Genomic DNA, 16,557 nt, shown 5'->3' on the forward strand with positions numbered 1-16,557 from the left:
CAGTGTCTTTAAAATTGATTAACAAAATCCTTCGGACTCAAATCAGGGAGTTCATAAACAGCTTGTTCCGCAGATTTGCGTTCATTTCCTATGTCCATCAAGTATTCTATTATGGCATTTCTTGTCTTCTTGAAATTGGCGTTGTCATTTAATTCTGTCTTATCTCGTGGACGCTCAATATCAATTTTGAACTCAGGTCCCAAAGTGGCTCTTGGCCCCGGGCGCAATGGAATGATTCTATCCGCCATATAAATGCCCTCATCCACATCATTGGTAATCAACAGCGCTGTGCGTTTGTCTTTTCCCCAAATTCTTAAAATTTCATCTTGAAGATTTCCTCTAGTCAAAGCATCCAAAGCGCCTAAAGGCTCATCCATAATTATCATTTCAGGCTTCATCGCCAATGCCCTTGCAACGGCAACACGCTGGCGCATACCTCCGGAAAGTTCCTTGGGACGTTTATTTATTGCCGGCGTTAAATTCACCATTTCCACGTACTCGGCAACCAGTTCATTCAATTCCTTTTTGTTTTTCTTCGGAAAGGCCTCCTTAACTGCCATGTAAACGTTTTGTCCTACTGTTAGCCATGGCAACAACGAGTAGTTTTGAAAAATTACGCCGCGCTCATGGCTAGTACCCAAAACCGGTTGGCCTTTAAACAAAACCTCTCCTTTTGTGGGTTGCAACAACCCGTTTATCAAGTTTACCAAAGTGGTTTTTCCACTACCTGTAAAACCTACTATGGCCACAAACTCACCTTCTTCAATCGACAAGTTAATGTTGGACAACACCTCGGTGGCATTATCATCCTTTCCGTAAGTTTTGCAAATATTTTTTAATTCTAAGTATGCCATTCTTCTGAGTTGATAGGTTAATTATATCGCATCCGTTTTATCAAACGAAATGGCGTTTTGTATGGTTAACATCAATCGATCCAACAAGAACCCGATAATACCGATGACGAACATAGCCACGATAATTTTCGCGTTGGAATCGTTCGCTCCATTTTGGAACTCTTCCCAAACAAATAACCCTAAACCTGGACTTTGTGCCAATAGTTCAATGGCAATTAATACCATCCAAGCCACTGATAAAGTAATTTTCAATCCAGTAAATATCAACGGTAAAGATGATGGCAATACCACTTTGAATATTTTTTGGAACGGCCCAAGCTTCAATACTTTTGCCACATTTATATAATCTTTATCTACGGAAGACACCCCCATAGCCGTATTTACTAGAGTAGCCCACATAGAACACAAGCCTACACTAATGAACGAAATAGTAAATGAGCTATCCTCGCTAGAATCGATGAGCAAAGTTTTTACAATCATAAAAACCAACAAGTACCAAACTACCGGCGATACTGGTTTGAAAATTTGAATAAACCAATTAAACGCACTCTTTAAAGTTGTACTCAACCCGATAAAAATACCTAGCGGAACGGCTATTATAAATGCCAATAAAAATCCCGCAAATACCGTTTTTAAGCTTCTAAATATTTGATCAACAAATGAAGGCCTGCCTGTGTAAACTATCGGATCCTTACCTTCTGCTACCCTTTTTTCATTTAAAGAAGCTGTTTTTTCAATAAAGGCTTCTTTATCAGCCGCAATAATGCTGTGATCTCTTAATAAAGACTGAAAAGATTCCCAAACTTTAGCCGGAGATGGTAGTGTATTTGGTTGGCAACTTACGTCTCCCGATGCTATACATGCGCGCATAGCATCGGCAGCCGCTGGACCTTGGTCCGTAAGTGCTTTTTCAATTTTAAATCCTGCTTCTACATTGTACAAAGACCTTGCACCTAAGTGCCACAGACCTAAGAATAATAGCACGGAAGCAATTGGTACGACTACTTTTCGCAAGAAATTTTTAAAATCTTCCTTTTCCAGCTTCCCTGTAAACAGATCTTTTATGGAGGTTAAAAAACCTAACCCTATAAATTTGGTTACTTTTCCTAATGTTATACTTTGCTTCATGACTTATTATTTATTCTCTTTAATACTTATTGAACAGCCTTGTCCTTGTTGCCTATTTTAAAGCTGTTGATATATGCTATAGGATCTTTGGCATCATACGTTGTGCCGTCTATGAAATCCGATGTCGGAGCTTTGTAACCATCTGTTAATGGAATATCGCTAGCAGGAATGTTACCTTCCTCAACCAATAGTTTTGCAGCTTTGGTCCAGATATCTGGTCTGTAAATGTCCTTAATGGTTTCTGCGTACCAGTCTGCTGGTTTAGTTTCAGGAATTTGTCCCCATCTACGCATTTGAGTTAAGAACCAAATACCATCAGAATAGAATGGATATGTTGCGTTGTACTTGTAGAACACATTAAAGTCTGACATGTCGCGTTTATCACCTTTTTCAAATTCAAAAGTACCTGTCATTGAGTTTGCTAATACTGCTTCATCAGCACCAACATATTGTGACATTGAAAGTATTTTAACAGCTTCCGCTCTATTTCCTGGTTCATCCAACCATTTACCTGCTCTTATCAATGCTTTAGTTACAGCTACGGCAGTGTTTGGGTTTTCTTCAACAAACTTTTTTGTCATTACAAATACTTTCTCCGGATTGTTTTTCCAGATGTCGTAGTTTGTAGTTACTGGCACACCAATACCTTTAAAAACCGCTTGTTGGTTCCATGGCTCACCTACACAGTAGCCATAAATAGTTCCAGCTTCAAGAGTTGCTGGCATTTGTGGTGGAGGCGTAACTGATAATAAAACTTCGGCATCAATTTGTCCTTGAACATTTTCAGCTGTGTACATTCCAGGATGGATTCCAGCTGCAGCTAACCAATATCTGATTTCATAGTTGTGTGTAGACACTGGGAACACCATCCCCATTTTGAAGGCCTTACCACTATTTTTATACTCTTTAATTACAGGTTTTAAAGCCTCTGCTTTAATTGGGTGAATAGGTTTTCCATCTTCCCCTGTTGGTACATTAGGTTTCATTTTCGACCAAACATCGTTGGAAACGGTTATACCATTACCATTTAAATCCATAGAAAAAGGTGTAACCAATTCTGCCTGACGGCCAAAACCAGCTCCAGCTGCAATAGGCTGCCCAGCCAACATGTGCGAGCCATCCAACTGACCATCAATGACACGATCCAATACATTTTTCCAGTTTGATTGAGCCTCAACGGAAACAAACAAACCTTCATCTTCAAAAAATCCTTTTTCTTTTGCAATGGCCAAAGGTGCCATATCAGTCAGTTTGATGAATCCAAAAGTTAATTGTGGTTTCTCAATGTCCAAAGTTTTAGTTTTTGAAGTTTCAGCCACAACGCTTTCTGCTACATCTTTCTTTTTTTCTTTACCACCGCAAGCAAATAGTAAGATAGCTACGGGTAAAATCCAAGTTGTTCTTTTAATTAGAGATTTCATATTTATCGATTTTTAGTTTTAATTAAGTAGTAATACTTATTTTTCGACAAATATATACGTAGTTATATTTCTAATTTATGATTATAACCATATAAACACCACTTTTTATAACATAAATAAACCTGCTAAAAAACAGGTTTTAATAATAAATCATTGAAAAACTGATGTTTAACAAACAAAAAACCATACGTACCAAATACGTATGGCTTAAAGAATAGTTGGTAAAGTGTATTAAAAAGTATTAACTATCTAAATAAAAATTGTGCTCGCTGATTTCATTTTTTAGAAGTTGGATATCGTTAATCCCTATTTTCTTTCCTTTTGAAATAATGAAATTCTCCTTTTTTAATGCTGAAAAAATACGTATCACCTGCTCTTCAGTGGTGCCAGCATATTCAGCATATTCTCGTCTACTTAGCGGCACATCTAAAAAGCCTTTATTGCTGCCAAACTTTTTGTTGATATACAATAGCGTGTCTATTACCCGCTCGCGTACAGTCATTTGTGAAATAGATTTAACTTTAGACTCACTTCGGTTGAGTTCATTCGCATAAAAAAGCATCATGTCGTAAGCAAACTTTGGGTTAGCTTGCAATATGTCCTGCAAGTCATTTTTTGAGAAATAGCACAAAACGGTCTCCTCTAGAGCTATCGCTCCAATGGAATAGTACTCTTCCGTTCCAAAGCCTCTGTGGCCAATAATCTCTCCTGCCGTGGCAAAACGCACAATTTGCTCCCTACCAATAATACCGGTTCTAAACACCTTCACCTTTCCTTTCAAAACAAAGAACAAACCATTTACCGGTGCGCCCTCAATAATGAATTGCTGACCTTTTTTACATCTCAAGTTGCTCTTTTCGATGTTAATCTCGCTATTTTCTAAGGAACTTAAATTTCGTTTTATTAAACAATTATGGTTTTCGCAAGAAATACATCCAACGTCCTGAGAAAAGCGTTTTCTTGTTGTTGTAGAAACGGTATTATAATAGGTAGTTTGCAAAAAATTATTAATCTAGAATGATATAACGATTCAAATATAAGTATTAATACTTAATTTTGTACGTTAAATACTTATTTTTGTCATTTTAACAAATACACCTCTAAGTATTATCAAAAAAATATTTCTTGGGGATAAAATTTATTTAATTGCTAATTCCAATTCATTTTCCTTCGGATGAATATAAAAAAGATGGTAAAACCTACCATGAAGTATAAATTGTTACTTTCCGAAATATATCTAAAATCAGCATTTGAAAACTGGCATTTTAATAACCTTTATCATCTTGATAAAATGAAGAAATATCGGATTCAAGAAGTTAAATTCTTTTTATTATTTAATAAAAACTCCTTAATATTCTGGAAGAACACAGCTTTTACTCAATTTCTCAAGCATCGGGTTCAAGCCCACATCCAACGCTTGCCTCATGACATTAGAGTTGTCTTTATGGCACTGCAAACAAGAACCAATCAATAATATGCGCTTTTGCTCTTTAACATTAAATGGTCTAAAATTGGTTCTGGTTGATTTAACCAAAGTCTTATTTTCATTTTTTAAGAAAGGAATCCACGCGTCTTCGGGTAAGTTATCATTCTCATTCAAAGCATATTCTGGTGTAAAAACCCAGTGGCCTTTATTATTTTTAAATTCATACGCCAACGTCCCGTTACCATAACCTAATGTAGCGGCATTGGCATGGCAAGATTTACAATCGCGTACACTTTTAGCAATGGTGTGTGGTGAATTTGGTGCGTATAATCTATGGAAAGACACATCTTCACCTATTTCTTTATTGCTATAACTGCCTTTGTCAATAGTTAAAATCATACCAGGAATGGCTGGCTCAATAGTTTTATCTTCCTTATTTTCACGAACCCCCAATGCTGGTTGGGATGATGAAAATTCAGCAACATATTCCTTCCATTGGCCTCTTACATATTTTTTGTCCAATAAATCGTAAGCCTCCGGTTCATCTTTATCAAACTGATTATGGCAACCTATACAACGCGGTGCCCAAGAGGCATGGCAACTGGAACAGCTTACATTTTTATGGGCATTATCACGAGAGCAAACCAAAGACTGCTGTTTAATATTATGAAGTTTACCATCTTTTTTTCCAATTAAAAAAGCATTTCCTATAGAATCTACAAAGGTATTTACCAACGGATGTTTATCTTTTTTAACAACCAGTATCTCTTTATCACCATGCTTATAATTGCGATGCAAAAACACCAATTCACTTTCCCTATCTAAAGAATCAAACGGTATAGTATTGGGTTTGTTTTTAAAATGGCAATCGGTGCATTGTATTTTCACAGCTTGCTCTGCATGCAAATAGGTTTTTCCATCACCCATGACTTCATGAGAAGAATGGCAATCTACACACAGTAGCCCTTTGGCATGGTGAACATCTTCATCTATATATTTGTAGACTCTTTCATCTTCCAAAACCTTAAAATCCTTTTTGTTTTTAACCTCATCAGCAGATAATAAAGTCTCTTGCAATCCCATATAATTTGTTGAAATTCGACTAGACCTACTATGGCAACCAAAACAATGGGTGTCGTTCACGAATATATTTGTTGAAGGATGAAATGCTGGAAGTTTCTTTTTATTCGAAGTTAAATAATTGTTCAAGTCTTCTTTTGATTCATTTGAATAATTTAAATGGCATGCATTACAACCACCACCTCGACTTAGTTGGGTTATAGGTCCGTAGTTTGTTTTTTCGGCTCCAAGATGGCAATTGGCACATAAATCCCTTATATGCTTTTCTGAGGGAGAATAGTTTATATCCCTGATATGGTATTCATGGTTAGGCGTATCGGACTCTCCAAACACAAATTTATCAACTGCTACAATACCGCTGTTGGTTGTCATTAACGACTTGTTAATCTTTTCCAATTCAAGTGGGTGACATTTTCCACAAGTATCTTCAGCATCTGATAAATTTCCGGGAATTAAAACCATACCCTTATGGGCTTCATCTTTATTCAAAGACCCAGTATTTCCTAAATGGCAACTAGCACAACCTATAATTTTAGGGTTGTGGTAATCAGAAAACCCCTTTGTTAATTTATGGCAGGCAAAACAAGATTCGGCATTAGATATTTCATTAAAAGACCTGCCGTCCTCATAGATAGTTTTGCTTTTAAAAAAATCTTTATGTCTCAAAACAAAAAGTATTGCAAACAGCAATAACCCGAATATAAAAATTCCTTTAAAATAGGTCTTGTTCTTCATTACCAAGCAATTGCTCAAATTTACAATATTTTAAAAAAACTTGATGAATACACCAACATTAAACCTTATGTAACATTTGTTACATATAAAACATTGATAACATGACTTTTATCATAATCACAAAGACTATTTACATCTATATTTACACCTGATAAACTATTAGAATTATGGTCACTTCTAGACGAAAATTTATAAAAATTTCTGCCTTAGGATTAGGAGGTTTGGTAACAGCTTCAACAACCTATAAGTTGTTTGGAGCGAACCCTATTTTGGATGCTGCTGTAAAAGATAATGTTGCCAAAAAACTTGCAAGGTCTGCCACATATTGTGAAGTATGTTTTTGGAAGTGCGCCGCTTGGGCATACACAGACGAAGCGGGAGATATTAAAAAGATTATTGGTAATGATGACGATGCACACTGTAATGGTCGCCTTTGCCCAAGAGGAACAGGCGGTGTTGGTATGTACAGTGACGAAGACCGATTAAAAACACCTTTAATTAGAACCATTGTTGATGGTGAAGAAACCTACAGAGAAGCCAGTTGGGAAGAAGCATTAGATTTAATAGCTTCAAAATTTAAGGAAGTAAAAGAAAAATACGGGCCTGAATCGTTTGCACTGTTGAAACATGGTTCACCAGGAAGTCATTTAGAACACCTTTTCAAAGCATATGGCTCTGATACCATTGCAGAACCTGCCTATGCACAATGTAGAGGACCAAGAGAAACTGGTTTTGGATTGACCTTTGGTTCTTGGGTCGGTTCACCAGAACCCACCGATATTAGAGATACTAAATGTTTAGTGCTTATTGGTTCCCATATTGGTGAGAATATGCACAACTCACAAGTACAAGAAATGTCAGATGCTATTGATAACGGAGCTACCATTATTACGGTAGACCCGAGATTCTCAACCGCTGCCAGCAAATCTAAACACTGGTTGCCTATAAAACCAGCAACCGATATTGCGCTACTCCTTTCTTGGATGCATGTTTTAATTGAAGAAGGAATATACAACAAGGAATATGTTGAAAAATATACCACAGGGTTTAATGCCCTAAAAGCAAACGTAAAACCATATACACCAGAATGGGCTTATGGCATTACAACTATAAAGCCTGAAGAAATTAGAAAAACTGCACGTATTATGGCTGCTGCCGCCCCTTCGGTGATTGTTCATCCAGGGCGCCATGTAGTGTGGTATGGAGACGATTCACAACGCTCTAGAGCAATTGCTATCTTGAATGGTATTTTAGGGTCTTGGGGAAATAGAGGTGGCTTCTATTTTAAAGAAAAAATCAATATTCCCAAATTCCCGCATCCGACATATCCAGAACCAAAATGGGGATGGCATAATTTGGGTGAAAAATATCCCTTTGCAGAAATGGGCATTACTTCGGAAATTATTAATGCTACTTTAGAAAAAGACCATACAGAATACCCTATTAAAGCTTGGATGGTAGCAGGAACAAACTTAATAAACACGTTACCACAACGAGAAAAAACCATTGAAGCTATAAATGCCCTTGATTTCTTAGTAGTTATAGACACCATGCCTATGGAAATTACCGGTTATGCAGATGTTGTTTTACCAGAATGCACATATTTAGAGCGTTACGACGGCATTCGTTCTGCAACCAATAGAACACCATCAATTGCTGTGAGAATTCCAGCTGTAAAACCTAAATACAATTCAAAACCAGCTTGGTGGATAAGCAAACAAATTGGCGAACGCCTTGGTTTGGGAGATTATTTTAACTATGATGATTTTGAGGAAGTTATAGAATGGCAACTTAACAAACTTGGAACGTCTCTAGACGAAATGAAAAAAATTGGTGTTAAAAACTTTGAAAGAAAATCAGGACCATTATTCTTAAAAGAAGGGCAAGAGTATCAATTTTACACACCTAGTGGAAAAATAGAATTGTACTCACAGCAGCTGGCCGATAAAGGTTTTGACCCTATACCTGTTTACACACCTCATCCAGAACCCCCACAAGGTTTTTATAGGTTAAATTATGGTAGGTCACCTATGCACACGTTTAGCCGTACAATAAACAATCCCAACTTAAGTGACTTAAAAAGCGAAAACACTCTTTGGGTAAACCCAAAAGTTGCTAGAATTTTAGGACTGAAAAAAGACCAAAAGGTATGGCTTAAAAACCAGAATGGTGTGCTTTCAACTTTTTCAATAAAAGTAAGGGTAACCGAAAGAATTCGTTGGGATTCCGTGTATATGTACCATGGTTTCGGACATAACAACAAAAAATTGTCAAGAGCCTTTGGTAAAGGTGCAAGTGATACCGATTTAATTTCAAAAACCGTTGTCGATCCTCTTATGGGAGGCACAGGCCTCAGAGGCAATTTTGTTTCAATTTTAACCGAAAATCCATATAAAAATTCAGAGATATGAGATATGCAATGGTAATAGACACATTAAAATGTGTTGGATGTAGCGATTGTGTTGTGGCTTGTCAAACAGAAAACAATGTGCCGCATGGATTTTGTAGAGACTGGATAACCGAGGCAGTGAGCGGCACCTACCCTAACATAGAACTAGAATTAAGATCTGAACGCTGTAACCATTGCGACAACGCACCTTGCGTAAGATGCTGCCCAACTGGTGCAAGCCATATTGTAGAAGGAGGCATTGTTTTAGTAACGGCAAACGAATGTATTGGCTGTGGCGCTTGTATAGAATCCTGCCCTTACGATGCGCGCTACCAACACCCCGATGGGTATGTTGATAAATGCACATTCTGCCATCATAGACTAGAAAAAGGCCAGCTTCCTGCATGTGTGTCGGTATGTCCTACAAAATGTATGTATTTTGGAGATCTAGATGACCCAAACAGTGAAGTTTCACAACTATTAAAAAACAGAAAATATAAAACTTTAGCTCCAGAAGCAGGAACTAAACCTCATGTGTTCTACTTAATTTAAAGTATTGTTATTATGCAAGAAGAATTATTTACCAGCGGAAGAAATATTCCTAATATTGACCCCTCATTGCAGATATGGCATTGGCCTATATCATTATACTTGTTCTTGGGTGGTCTTGCTGCAGGCATCTTGTTTTTTGCAGCTTTATTCTACATCTTAGGAAAAGAAAACGAATATCCTGCTGCTGTAAAAGTGGCAACCATTGTACCTCCAATTGCTTTAACTATTGGTTTATTGGCCTTAGTTTACGATTTAACACACCCACTATATACCTGGCAATTGTACACCACATTTAGAATAGAATCTCCAATGTCCTGGGGTGCTTGGGTTTTATTAATTACCACACCACTATCGTTTTTATGGACGTTTAGTTTTTACAGAGATGCTTTTCCAAAAATAGAAGCAAAACTTAACGTGTTTAAAAAACTGAAGTTTTTAGACAAATTTGAAAAGTTTATCATTTCCAATAGATTATATATTGCTTATACATTAATCCCTTTGTCTATTATACTAGGAGTTTACACAGGTATTTTATTATCGGCTTTCAATGCTAGGCCTTTGTGGAACAATGCCATTCTTGGCCCTTTATTTTTAACTTCAGGATTATCAACCGGTGCAGCAGCCATTATTTTACTATCAAAAAATATTAAAGAACGTCATATGTTCAGTAAAATAGATTTGGCCTTAATAGTTATTGAAATTGCATTAATTATCCATATGATTATGGGGTATCATGCAGGTTCGCAGGTACACCTCGAAGCTATGGAACTTCTAGTTGGTGGCGAATTTACCCTTATGTTTTTCGGTTTTGTAATTTTACTCGGGCTTTTGGTTCCCGCCATATTGGAAGCTATAGAATTACTCGGGTTTAAGGTTCCTGTTGTTGTTCCTGCCATTTTGGTAATTATTGGCGGACTCATATTCAGGTTTATTATGGTTGAAGCTGGTCAATTAACACGATATCTTTATTAAATACTTACAAATGAAAACTAAAAATAAAAACTCACATATTTACTGGAACCCATATTTTGGTGGATTTTTATTGGGCATTATTATCATATTCACTTTCTATCTTACAGGTAGAGGCTTAGGCGCTAGTGGTGCAATGAAAAGCAGTGTAGTTAGTTTGGTTGACCAAGTGGCACCAACCCATGCTGAAAACAATGCCTATTATAGTAAATTTATTAAACAAGATGACTCTCCAATGAACACATGGTTAGTTTTTGAAGCTCTAGGAGTTTTAATTGGAGCCTTTATTTCTGGAAGCTTAAGTGGAAGGATTAGATGGCGCGTGCAACATTCTCCCAAAATAACAAAAAAACGCCGATTAATCTTTGCGCTTGCAGGAGGTGTTTTGTTTGGCCTTGGGGCACAAATAGCAAGAGGCTGTACAAGTGGTGCCGCTTTAAGTGGTATGGCGGTACTTTCGTTTGGAGGCTTTATAACTATGTTGGCCATTTTTGGGTCAGCTTATGCGGTAGCGTATTTCTTTAGAAAAAATTGGATTTAAAATATTAAAAAAATAAAATTATGGGACCTTTAATTCCTAACGATATAATTCCTATTGAATGGGACAGCATAATAGCCATACTTATTGGTATTGTTTTTGGATTTGTGTTGGAAGCTTCGGGCTTTTCTTCTTCGAGAAAACTTGCCGGTGTTTTTTATGGCTACGACTTTGCAGTTTTAAAAGTATTTTTTACTGCTGCAGCAGTATCTGTAATTGGTATTTATTATATGGATTACCTCGGATATTTAAATATTTCTCAATTATATGTCCATCCAACGTATTTATGGGGCGCAATCATTGGAGGCGTAATCATGGGGGTTGGTTTTGTAGCTGGTGGTTTTTGCCCAGGCACAAGTTTATGTGCCGTAGCCATTGGCAAACTCGATGCATGGATTTATGTAGGCGGTATTATGGTTGGTGTTTTCTTATTTTCTGAACTCTACACAATTTTTCAACCTATATACGAGGGCTATTACCTAGGTAACATTACTTTAATGGACTCCTTTGGTTGGAATCCATATTGGGTTATTTTCATTTTTGCCATAATTGCAATTGTGGCATTTGTAGTGGCAGATATAGTAAGAAAGAAAGTAAAAAAAGTCTTTTACGAATAAAATAAGGTATAATGGATAAAAAGAAAATCGCCAAAGTCTTATCGTTTAGATATAAAATAATGGCAGCCATTTTAGTAGTACTTGCTGGCGGACTTGTTTTGCTTCCAAAGTACCAAAAACAAGAAGGCATAAAGTCTGAAGCTTTGTTAAATCATGCTATAAGCCCAGAAAGATATATTTCAACCGATCAAATCTCAGATAAATTAATCAGTCGGGATCCTTCATTCATCTTAGTAGATGTAAGAGACGAAGCCAGTTATAACGACTATACACTTCCAAATGCAATCAATATTCCGCTTGCAAAATTGTTTGACGATAACTCAGCTCCCTACCTAAATCAAGATCAATTTGATGTGGTGTTCTTTTCAAATGACAATTTCCATGCAGACCAAGCTTGGATTTTGTGCTACAGATTGGGGTATAAAAATCTACGTGTTTTAAAAGGTGGTTTAAACCAATGGTTCAACACCATTATTAACCCCAAAATACCAAGTGAAGATATGCCTGCCGAAGATTTTGAACTATATAGCACCCGAAAAGCTGCCAGCATGTTTTTTGGAGTGGCATACCAAGATCAAAATGTAGAAAAAGATATGGCCATATCTAAACCAGCACCAAAAAAAATAATAACTGTTGCAAAGAAAAAGAAACGTCCTGTTGAAGGTGGTTGTTAATTTTTAATATACCTTAAATCATGAAAGAGTTAGAAAAAACAAAGCGCATATCTATAGCTTCTACACTATTTATCCTGGCTATTTTAATTGGAGTTTTAACATTTGAAAGACCAAAAAACACATATGCCCTAAATACTAAAAGCACATTAGAGAAATTAACAACCAATGATTATTTCATTTCAGTAAATGAAATCAAGAGAGAAAACTTCAAGTTAATTGATATTAGAAGTCAATACGATTACGATAAAGGCCATATTGAAAATGCCATTAACATGGCTTCATCTGATATTATTACCGAAGAAAACCAAGCTCTTTTAACCGAATTAAAAAACTCAAACAAAACAGCGGTTATTTATGGAAACAAACCAGCACAAGCTAATATTCCATTTTTAATTTTATACCAATTAGGATTCGATAATATAAAATTACTTCCTGTAGAATTAGATTATTATCAAAATAAACTGATTGTAAGTCCTACTGAGGTTGAAAAATCCAAACAGGATATAAAATCATTCATAGAAGAATCTGTAAAAAACGCTAAAGTAGAGACTCCTGTCAATGTGGTGAAACCAATAAAAAAGAAAGTTGTTGTTGTGCAAAAGAAAAAGAAAAAAGCACCTGAAGGAGGTTGTTAATCTTTCTTTTAGTCCATTTCAAACCATTAAGAATTAAGCGAATAATTTTATATCTGCAGGCAAAAACCCTTTAAACTGCTAAAAAAACGGTTATTAACTTTTAAAAACGGCTTTATGGCTATCTCATAAAGCCGTTTTTTTTTTGCAAAAAAAATAGGCACTTCAGTTAAAATTAGCGTAAAAAAAGCAACTTCCGTTTTAAATAAGTTTTGCTCTTTAATCACTCTACTTTAAAAAGCACAAATTTCATACACAACATATTGTTATTCAGTAATTTAAAATGTAACAAATGTTACAGAACATACTCAATATGTATTAGCATAAGTTGATAAATGTCATATAAATAACTCCATCTGTGGCATAATTTCATGCCTAACAATACAACTAAACTGTTGGAAATTAAAATAATTATATCATGAAAAAATTACCCTTTACCGGAGTTGCAATACTTTTTGCTACAACTGTAATCTTAAGCAGTTTTACCGATAAAAAGAACACATTGACAAATCCACCAGATGAATTTGAAATACTCGTGAATTTCTTGGAAACCAACAATTTTATTAATGGGGTATTCCCCATAATAAAGGCAGACGAGGTTAAGAAAAACATGAAAAACCCAAACTATCATTTAATAGATATTAGGACAGATTCTTGGTTTGAATATGGTCACATAAAAGATGCTACCAATGTACCAGCCGAAAGTTTACTTAACTATTTTGAAAATAAAATAATCCCTGCTGATTACGAGAAAATAATTGTTATCTGTTATTCAGGACAATCAGCCGCCTATTATGTAAGCTTGTTACGTATAGCAGGGTATCACAATGTCTACAGCATGAAATGGGGCATGAGCTCATGGAGAGAAGATTTTGCAGAAAACTCTTGGCTCAAAAACATTAACAATGACTATGCATCAAAATTGGAAACTACTTTGAATGCAAAACCAATGGAAGGTGACCATCCATTAATAAATACTGGCAAATTAGAAGTTAAAGATATTTTAAATGCAAGATTGAAAACCTACTTCGAAACCCCATATAAAGACCATATCGTTAAGTCTTCAGATGTGTTTGAAAGTCCAGACAATTATTTCATCATTAATTATAACGATTTAGAAAAATACACTTTTGGGCATATCCCTACAGCTGTTCAATATGATCCCAGCACTTCTTTTACATCGTCTTCAGATTTATACACTCTTCCCGTCGACAAAAAAATAGTGATTTATGATGCTACAGGTCAGAAAGCAGCTTATGCTGTAGCCTATTTGAACGTACTGGGATATGACGTAGGCAACTTAGCCTATGGCGAAAACAGCTTCATGAACAACCTAATGAAAGAAAAAGGATGGGATACATTTAGTAAAAAAGAAATTAACATGTACCCAGTAATAGAATAACAAAATCAATCAGATTAAATATAAAGTCATGAAAAAATTATCATTATTAGTTTTAGGATTGTTCTTAGTTCCCACACTTTTACTTACCTCCTGTGATAGAGGTGATGACCCATCTGAAGATGCGGTAGCAACAGCGAAATTTGAACTTATGGCAGATTATATGGTAGAAAACAATCTAGACATAGATTTGATTCTTACCAACTCATCTGGCGAAAAGTTTGTAGCAGCACCACCAGCAACGGCAGGTGAAGTTGATGCTTTCTTAAGCAAATATTATATTATGGACATTAGAAGTAGCGACGTTTTTGCACAAGGACACGTGGCTGGAGCCAATAATGTTGCTTTTGCAGATATTTTAACCGAAGCACCTAAAGCAGGGTCAAAACCAATACTAATTATTTGTTACACTGGTCAAACAGCTTGTTACGGAACTGCATTATTGCGCATGTACGGTTACCCACATACCCAAGCCTTAAAATGGGGAATGTCTGGATGGAACCCAAATACAGCAGCTGCATGGAACGGTGCCATAACAGGCAATATTGCCGAGGGCAATTCTAATTGGAGCTATGCTGCCGCACCTCCCGTAGTTACATACAAATATCCCGAAATAACCAGTCAATCTTCAAACGGTGAAGACATTTTAAAAGCTAGAGTTGAAGAGATGATAGCACTAGGTTTTCAAGGTGTTAATGGCTCTGATGTTTTGGCAAACCCAAGCGGATACTTCATTAACAACTATTTTAGTGAAACCGATTATTTGGCTTTTGGACACATAAATGGTGCCCAAAGAATTTTACCTTTTAAATTAGGAGACGACAGCTATTTAGCTTTAAATCCTGCATCAAACGCCAAATTAGTTACATACTGTTATACTGGTCAAACTTCAGCAGTTATCACCGCTTGTCTAAGAGTTTTAGGATATGATGCTTACAGCTTAAAATTTGGAATGAACGGATTGTACAACAGTAATCCTGCATGGTCTTCAAACAAATGGAGTGCCTCTGTACCTAAAAATTATCCAATAACAGATAATTAATATCTAAAACCCAGACTGATGAAAAGTAAATTATATACATTACTTATAATTACCTTGCTGTTTAGCATAAATAATACAACCGCACAAGGATGTGACGGAGATGACCCTGTTGGTACAGATTCTTTAAGCAAGGCCAATATTAAAGTATTTGGATACCTTCAACCAGAATATGATTATCATTTTGAAGGTGGTGATAATGAAAACACCTTTAGATTTAGAAGAGCTAGAATTGGCGTGAGAGGTGAAGTTTATCAGGATTTCAGTTATTACTTCATGCTTGAAGCAAGCCCATTCATTGGAAGTACTGGTGATGCTTACCTTATGGATGCCTTTGTAACGTACACAAAATACAATTGGGCTAAAGTATCACTTGGGTCTTTTAAACAGCCTTTTAGTTTAGATGTTGCAACTCCTTGCAATAGTTTAACCACCATAGACCGCTCTATAGTTGCAGATCAATTGGTGGCCCCTCAAAGGGATTTCGGGCTCATGATTTTGGGCGGAAACAAGTATACCAAATTTAATTACTGGTTTGCTATAATGAACGGTAGAGGCTTACAAGTAAAAGACGACAATACCAAAAAGGATATTATTGGTAGAGTTACCTATAAAGTCACAAATAATTTAACAATTGGTGGTAGTTTTAGATATGGCTATCCAATACCAAATAATGAAGAAGATACCCGAACCTCTTACGGTGGTGAATTCCTTTTACAATTAGATAAATTAAATCTTCAAGGTGAATACATTTATGATGAAGGAGCGTACTTTAGCGGCACTGCAGGTGGTTGTGGCTCTACACCTGTTGCCCTGGGTGAAAGAAGAGATGGCGCTTACTTAATGGCTTCGTACAATGTTGATGAAAACATTCAGCCTGTTTTTAAATATGAATTTTTTGATCCTAATCTAGACCTTAAAGACGATGGCAGTTATATGGAACGAATGACCATTGGTATCAATTATTTCTTTAACGATAAAGTGAGATTTCAGCTTAATTATCAAGCTAATATTCAAACCGTTGTTAACGTTGACGACGATGTCTTATTAGCTCAAGTTCAACTTAAGTTTTAATCCATTTAAATTTTGTTTCATGATTGTTAA

15 protein-coding genes are annotated in these 16,557 nt (G+C 36.1%); 10 read left to right on the plus strand and 5 right to left on the minus strand.

Features of this window, described 5'->3' with window-relative positions; translation table 11 throughout:
• Positions 1–8: 8 nt before the first annotated feature.
• The 5 genes from WJN01_RS10720 to WJN01_RS10740 all read right to left on the minus strand — a co-directional run bounded on the left by WJN01_RS10720 (position 9) and on the right by WJN01_RS10740 (position 6,644).
• Positions 9–854 (minus strand): ABC transporter ATP-binding protein, encoded by an 846-nt coding sequence (locus tag WJN01_RS10720; RefSeq protein ID WP_445197158.1) that lies wholly within the window; start codon positions 852–854, stop codon positions 9–11.
• Between the two features lie 21 nt (positions 855–875).
• Positions 876–1,982 carry an ABC transporter permease gene (locus tag WJN01_RS10725; protein WP_445197159.1) on the minus strand — a complete coding sequence of 369 codons (1,107 nt, stop codon included), beginning with the start codon at positions 1,980–1,982 and terminating at the stop codon, positions 876–878.
• Between the two features lie 26 nt (positions 1,983–2,008).
• The gene (locus WJN01_RS10730; protein WP_445197160.1) at positions 2,009–3,403 is read right to left on the minus strand and encodes a CmpA/NrtA family ABC transporter substrate-binding protein; all 1,395 of its coding nucleotides are present in this window, start codon (positions 3,401–3,403) and stop codon (positions 2,009–2,011) included.
• A gap of 241 nt (positions 3,404–3,644) precedes the next feature.
• On the minus strand, positions 3,645–4,250 hold the full coding sequence (locus tag WJN01_RS10735; protein WP_445197161.1) for a Crp/Fnr family transcriptional regulator: 606 nt from the start codon (positions 4,248–4,250) through the stop codon (positions 3,645–3,647).
• Between the two features lie 501 nt (positions 4,251–4,751).
• Positions 4,752–6,644 carry a hypothetical protein gene (locus tag WJN01_RS10740; RefSeq protein ID WP_445197162.1) on the minus strand — a complete coding sequence of 631 codons (1,893 nt, stop codon included), beginning with the start codon at positions 6,642–6,644 and terminating at the stop codon, positions 4,752–4,754.
• A 167-nt stretch (positions 6,645–6,811) separates the two neighbouring features.
• On the opposite strand from WJN01_RS10740, the gene WJN01_RS10745 reads away from it, so the two are divergent.
• From WJN01_RS10745 to WJN01_RS10790, 10 genes are all read left to right on the plus strand, one after another.
• Complete coding sequence (locus WJN01_RS10745; protein ID WP_445197163.1) at positions 6,812–9,055, plus strand: molybdopterin-containing oxidoreductase family protein; 2,244 nt, start codon at positions 6,812–6,814, stop codon at positions 9,053–9,055.
• Positions 9,052–9,585, plus strand: a complete 534-nt coding sequence (locus WJN01_RS10750) for a 4Fe-4S dicluster domain-containing protein (protein ID WP_445197164.1) — start codon at positions 9,052–9,054, stop codon at positions 9,583–9,585. The genes WJN01_RS10745 and WJN01_RS10750 overlap by 4 nt, the downstream gene beginning before the upstream one ends.
• Before the next feature lie 12 nt (positions 9,586–9,597).
• Complete coding sequence (gene nrfD, locus WJN01_RS10755; RefSeq protein ID WP_445197165.1) at positions 9,598–10,557, plus strand: NrfD/PsrC family molybdoenzyme membrane anchor subunit; 960 nt, start codon at positions 9,598–9,600, stop codon at positions 10,555–10,557.
• 10 nt (positions 10,558–10,567) lie between these two features.
• Complete coding sequence (locus tag WJN01_RS10760; RefSeq protein WP_445197166.1) at positions 10,568–11,095, plus strand: YeeE/YedE thiosulfate transporter family protein; 528 nt, start codon at positions 10,568–10,570, stop codon at positions 11,093–11,095.
• A 20-nt stretch (positions 11,096–11,115) separates the two neighbouring features.
• Positions 11,116–11,709 (plus strand): YeeE/YedE thiosulfate transporter family protein, encoded by a 594-nt coding sequence (locus WJN01_RS10765; RefSeq protein WP_445197167.1) that lies wholly within the window; start codon positions 11,116–11,118, stop codon positions 11,707–11,709.
• An 11-nt stretch (positions 11,710–11,720) separates the two neighbouring features.
• The gene (locus tag WJN01_RS10770) at positions 11,721–12,383 is read left to right on the plus strand and encodes a rhodanese-like domain-containing protein (protein WP_445197168.1); all 663 of its coding nucleotides are present in this window, start codon (positions 11,721–11,723) and stop codon (positions 12,381–12,383) included.
• A gap of 20 nt (positions 12,384–12,403) precedes the next feature.
• Positions 12,404–13,018: a rhodanese-like domain-containing protein gene (locus WJN01_RS10775; protein ID WP_445197169.1), complete on the plus strand. Its 615-nt coding sequence runs from the start codon at positions 12,404–12,406 to the stop codon at positions 13,016–13,018.
• 415 nt (positions 13,019–13,433) lie between these two features.
• Complete coding sequence (locus tag WJN01_RS10780) at positions 13,434–14,417, plus strand: rhodanese-like domain-containing protein (protein ID WP_445197170.1); 984 nt, start codon at positions 13,434–13,436, stop codon at positions 14,415–14,417.
• Positions 14,418–14,445: 28 nt separating this feature from the next.
• On the plus strand, positions 14,446–15,456 hold the full coding sequence (locus WJN01_RS10785) for a rhodanese-like domain-containing protein (protein WP_445197171.1): 1,011 nt from the start codon (positions 14,446–14,448) through the stop codon (positions 15,454–15,456).
• 18 nt (positions 15,457–15,474) lie between these two features.
• The gene (locus tag WJN01_RS10790) at positions 15,475–16,527 is read left to right on the plus strand and encodes a porin (protein ID WP_445197172.1); all 1,053 of its coding nucleotides are present in this window, start codon (positions 15,475–15,477) and stop codon (positions 16,525–16,527) included.
• The last annotated feature ends 30 nt before the right edge of the window (positions 16,528–16,557 follow it).

The sequence above is a fragment of the Tamlana sedimenti genome (assembly GCF_038148895.1).
GTDB lineage: Bacteria > Bacteroidota > Bacteroidia > Flavobacteriales > Flavobacteriaceae > Tamlana.

Coding starts and splice junctions, on each gene's coding strand:
- WJN01_RS10720 (WP_445197158.1), bottom strand. CDS start 854: ATGGCATACTTAGAATTAAAAAATATTTGCAAAACTTACGGAAAGGAT.
- WJN01_RS10725 (WP_445197159.1), bottom strand. CDS start 1,982: ATGAAGCAAAGTATAACATTAGGAAAAGTAACCAAATTTATAGGGTTA.
- WJN01_RS10730 (WP_445197160.1), bottom strand. CDS start 3,403: ATGAAATCTCTAATTAAAAGAACAACTTGGATTTTACCCGTAGCTATC.
- WJN01_RS10740 (WP_445197162.1), bottom strand. CDS start 6,644: ATGAAGAACAAGACCTATTTTAAAGGAATTTTTATATTCGGGTTATTG.
- WJN01_RS10745 (WP_445197163.1), top strand. CDS start 6,812: ATGGTCACTTCTAGACGAAAATTTATAAAAATTTCTGCCTTAGGATTA.
- WJN01_RS10750 (WP_445197164.1), top strand. CDS start 9,052: ATGAGATATGCAATGGTAATAGACACATTAAAATGTGTTGGATGTAGC.
- nrfD (WP_445197165.1), top strand. CDS start 9,598: ATGCAAGAAGAATTATTTACCAGCGGAAGAAATATTCCTAATATTGAC.
- WJN01_RS10760 (WP_445197166.1), top strand. CDS start 10,568: ATGAAAACTAAAAATAAAAACTCACATATTTACTGGAACCCATATTTT.
- WJN01_RS10765 (WP_445197167.1), top strand. CDS start 11,116: ATGGGACCTTTAATTCCTAACGATATAATTCCTATTGAATGGGACAGC.
- WJN01_RS10770 (WP_445197168.1), top strand. CDS start 11,721: ATGGATAAAAAGAAAATCGCCAAAGTCTTATCGTTTAGATATAAAATA.
- WJN01_RS10775 (WP_445197169.1), top strand. CDS start 12,404: ATGAAAGAGTTAGAAAAAACAAAGCGCATATCTATAGCTTCTACACTA.
- WJN01_RS10780 (WP_445197170.1), top strand. CDS start 13,434: ATGAAAAAATTACCCTTTACCGGAGTTGCAATACTTTTTGCTACAACT.
- WJN01_RS10785 (WP_445197171.1), top strand. CDS start 14,446: ATGAAAAAATTATCATTATTAGTTTTAGGATTGTTCTTAGTTCCCACA.
- WJN01_RS10790 (WP_445197172.1), top strand. CDS start 15,475: ATGAAAAGTAAATTATATACATTACTTATAATTACCTTGCTGTTTAGC.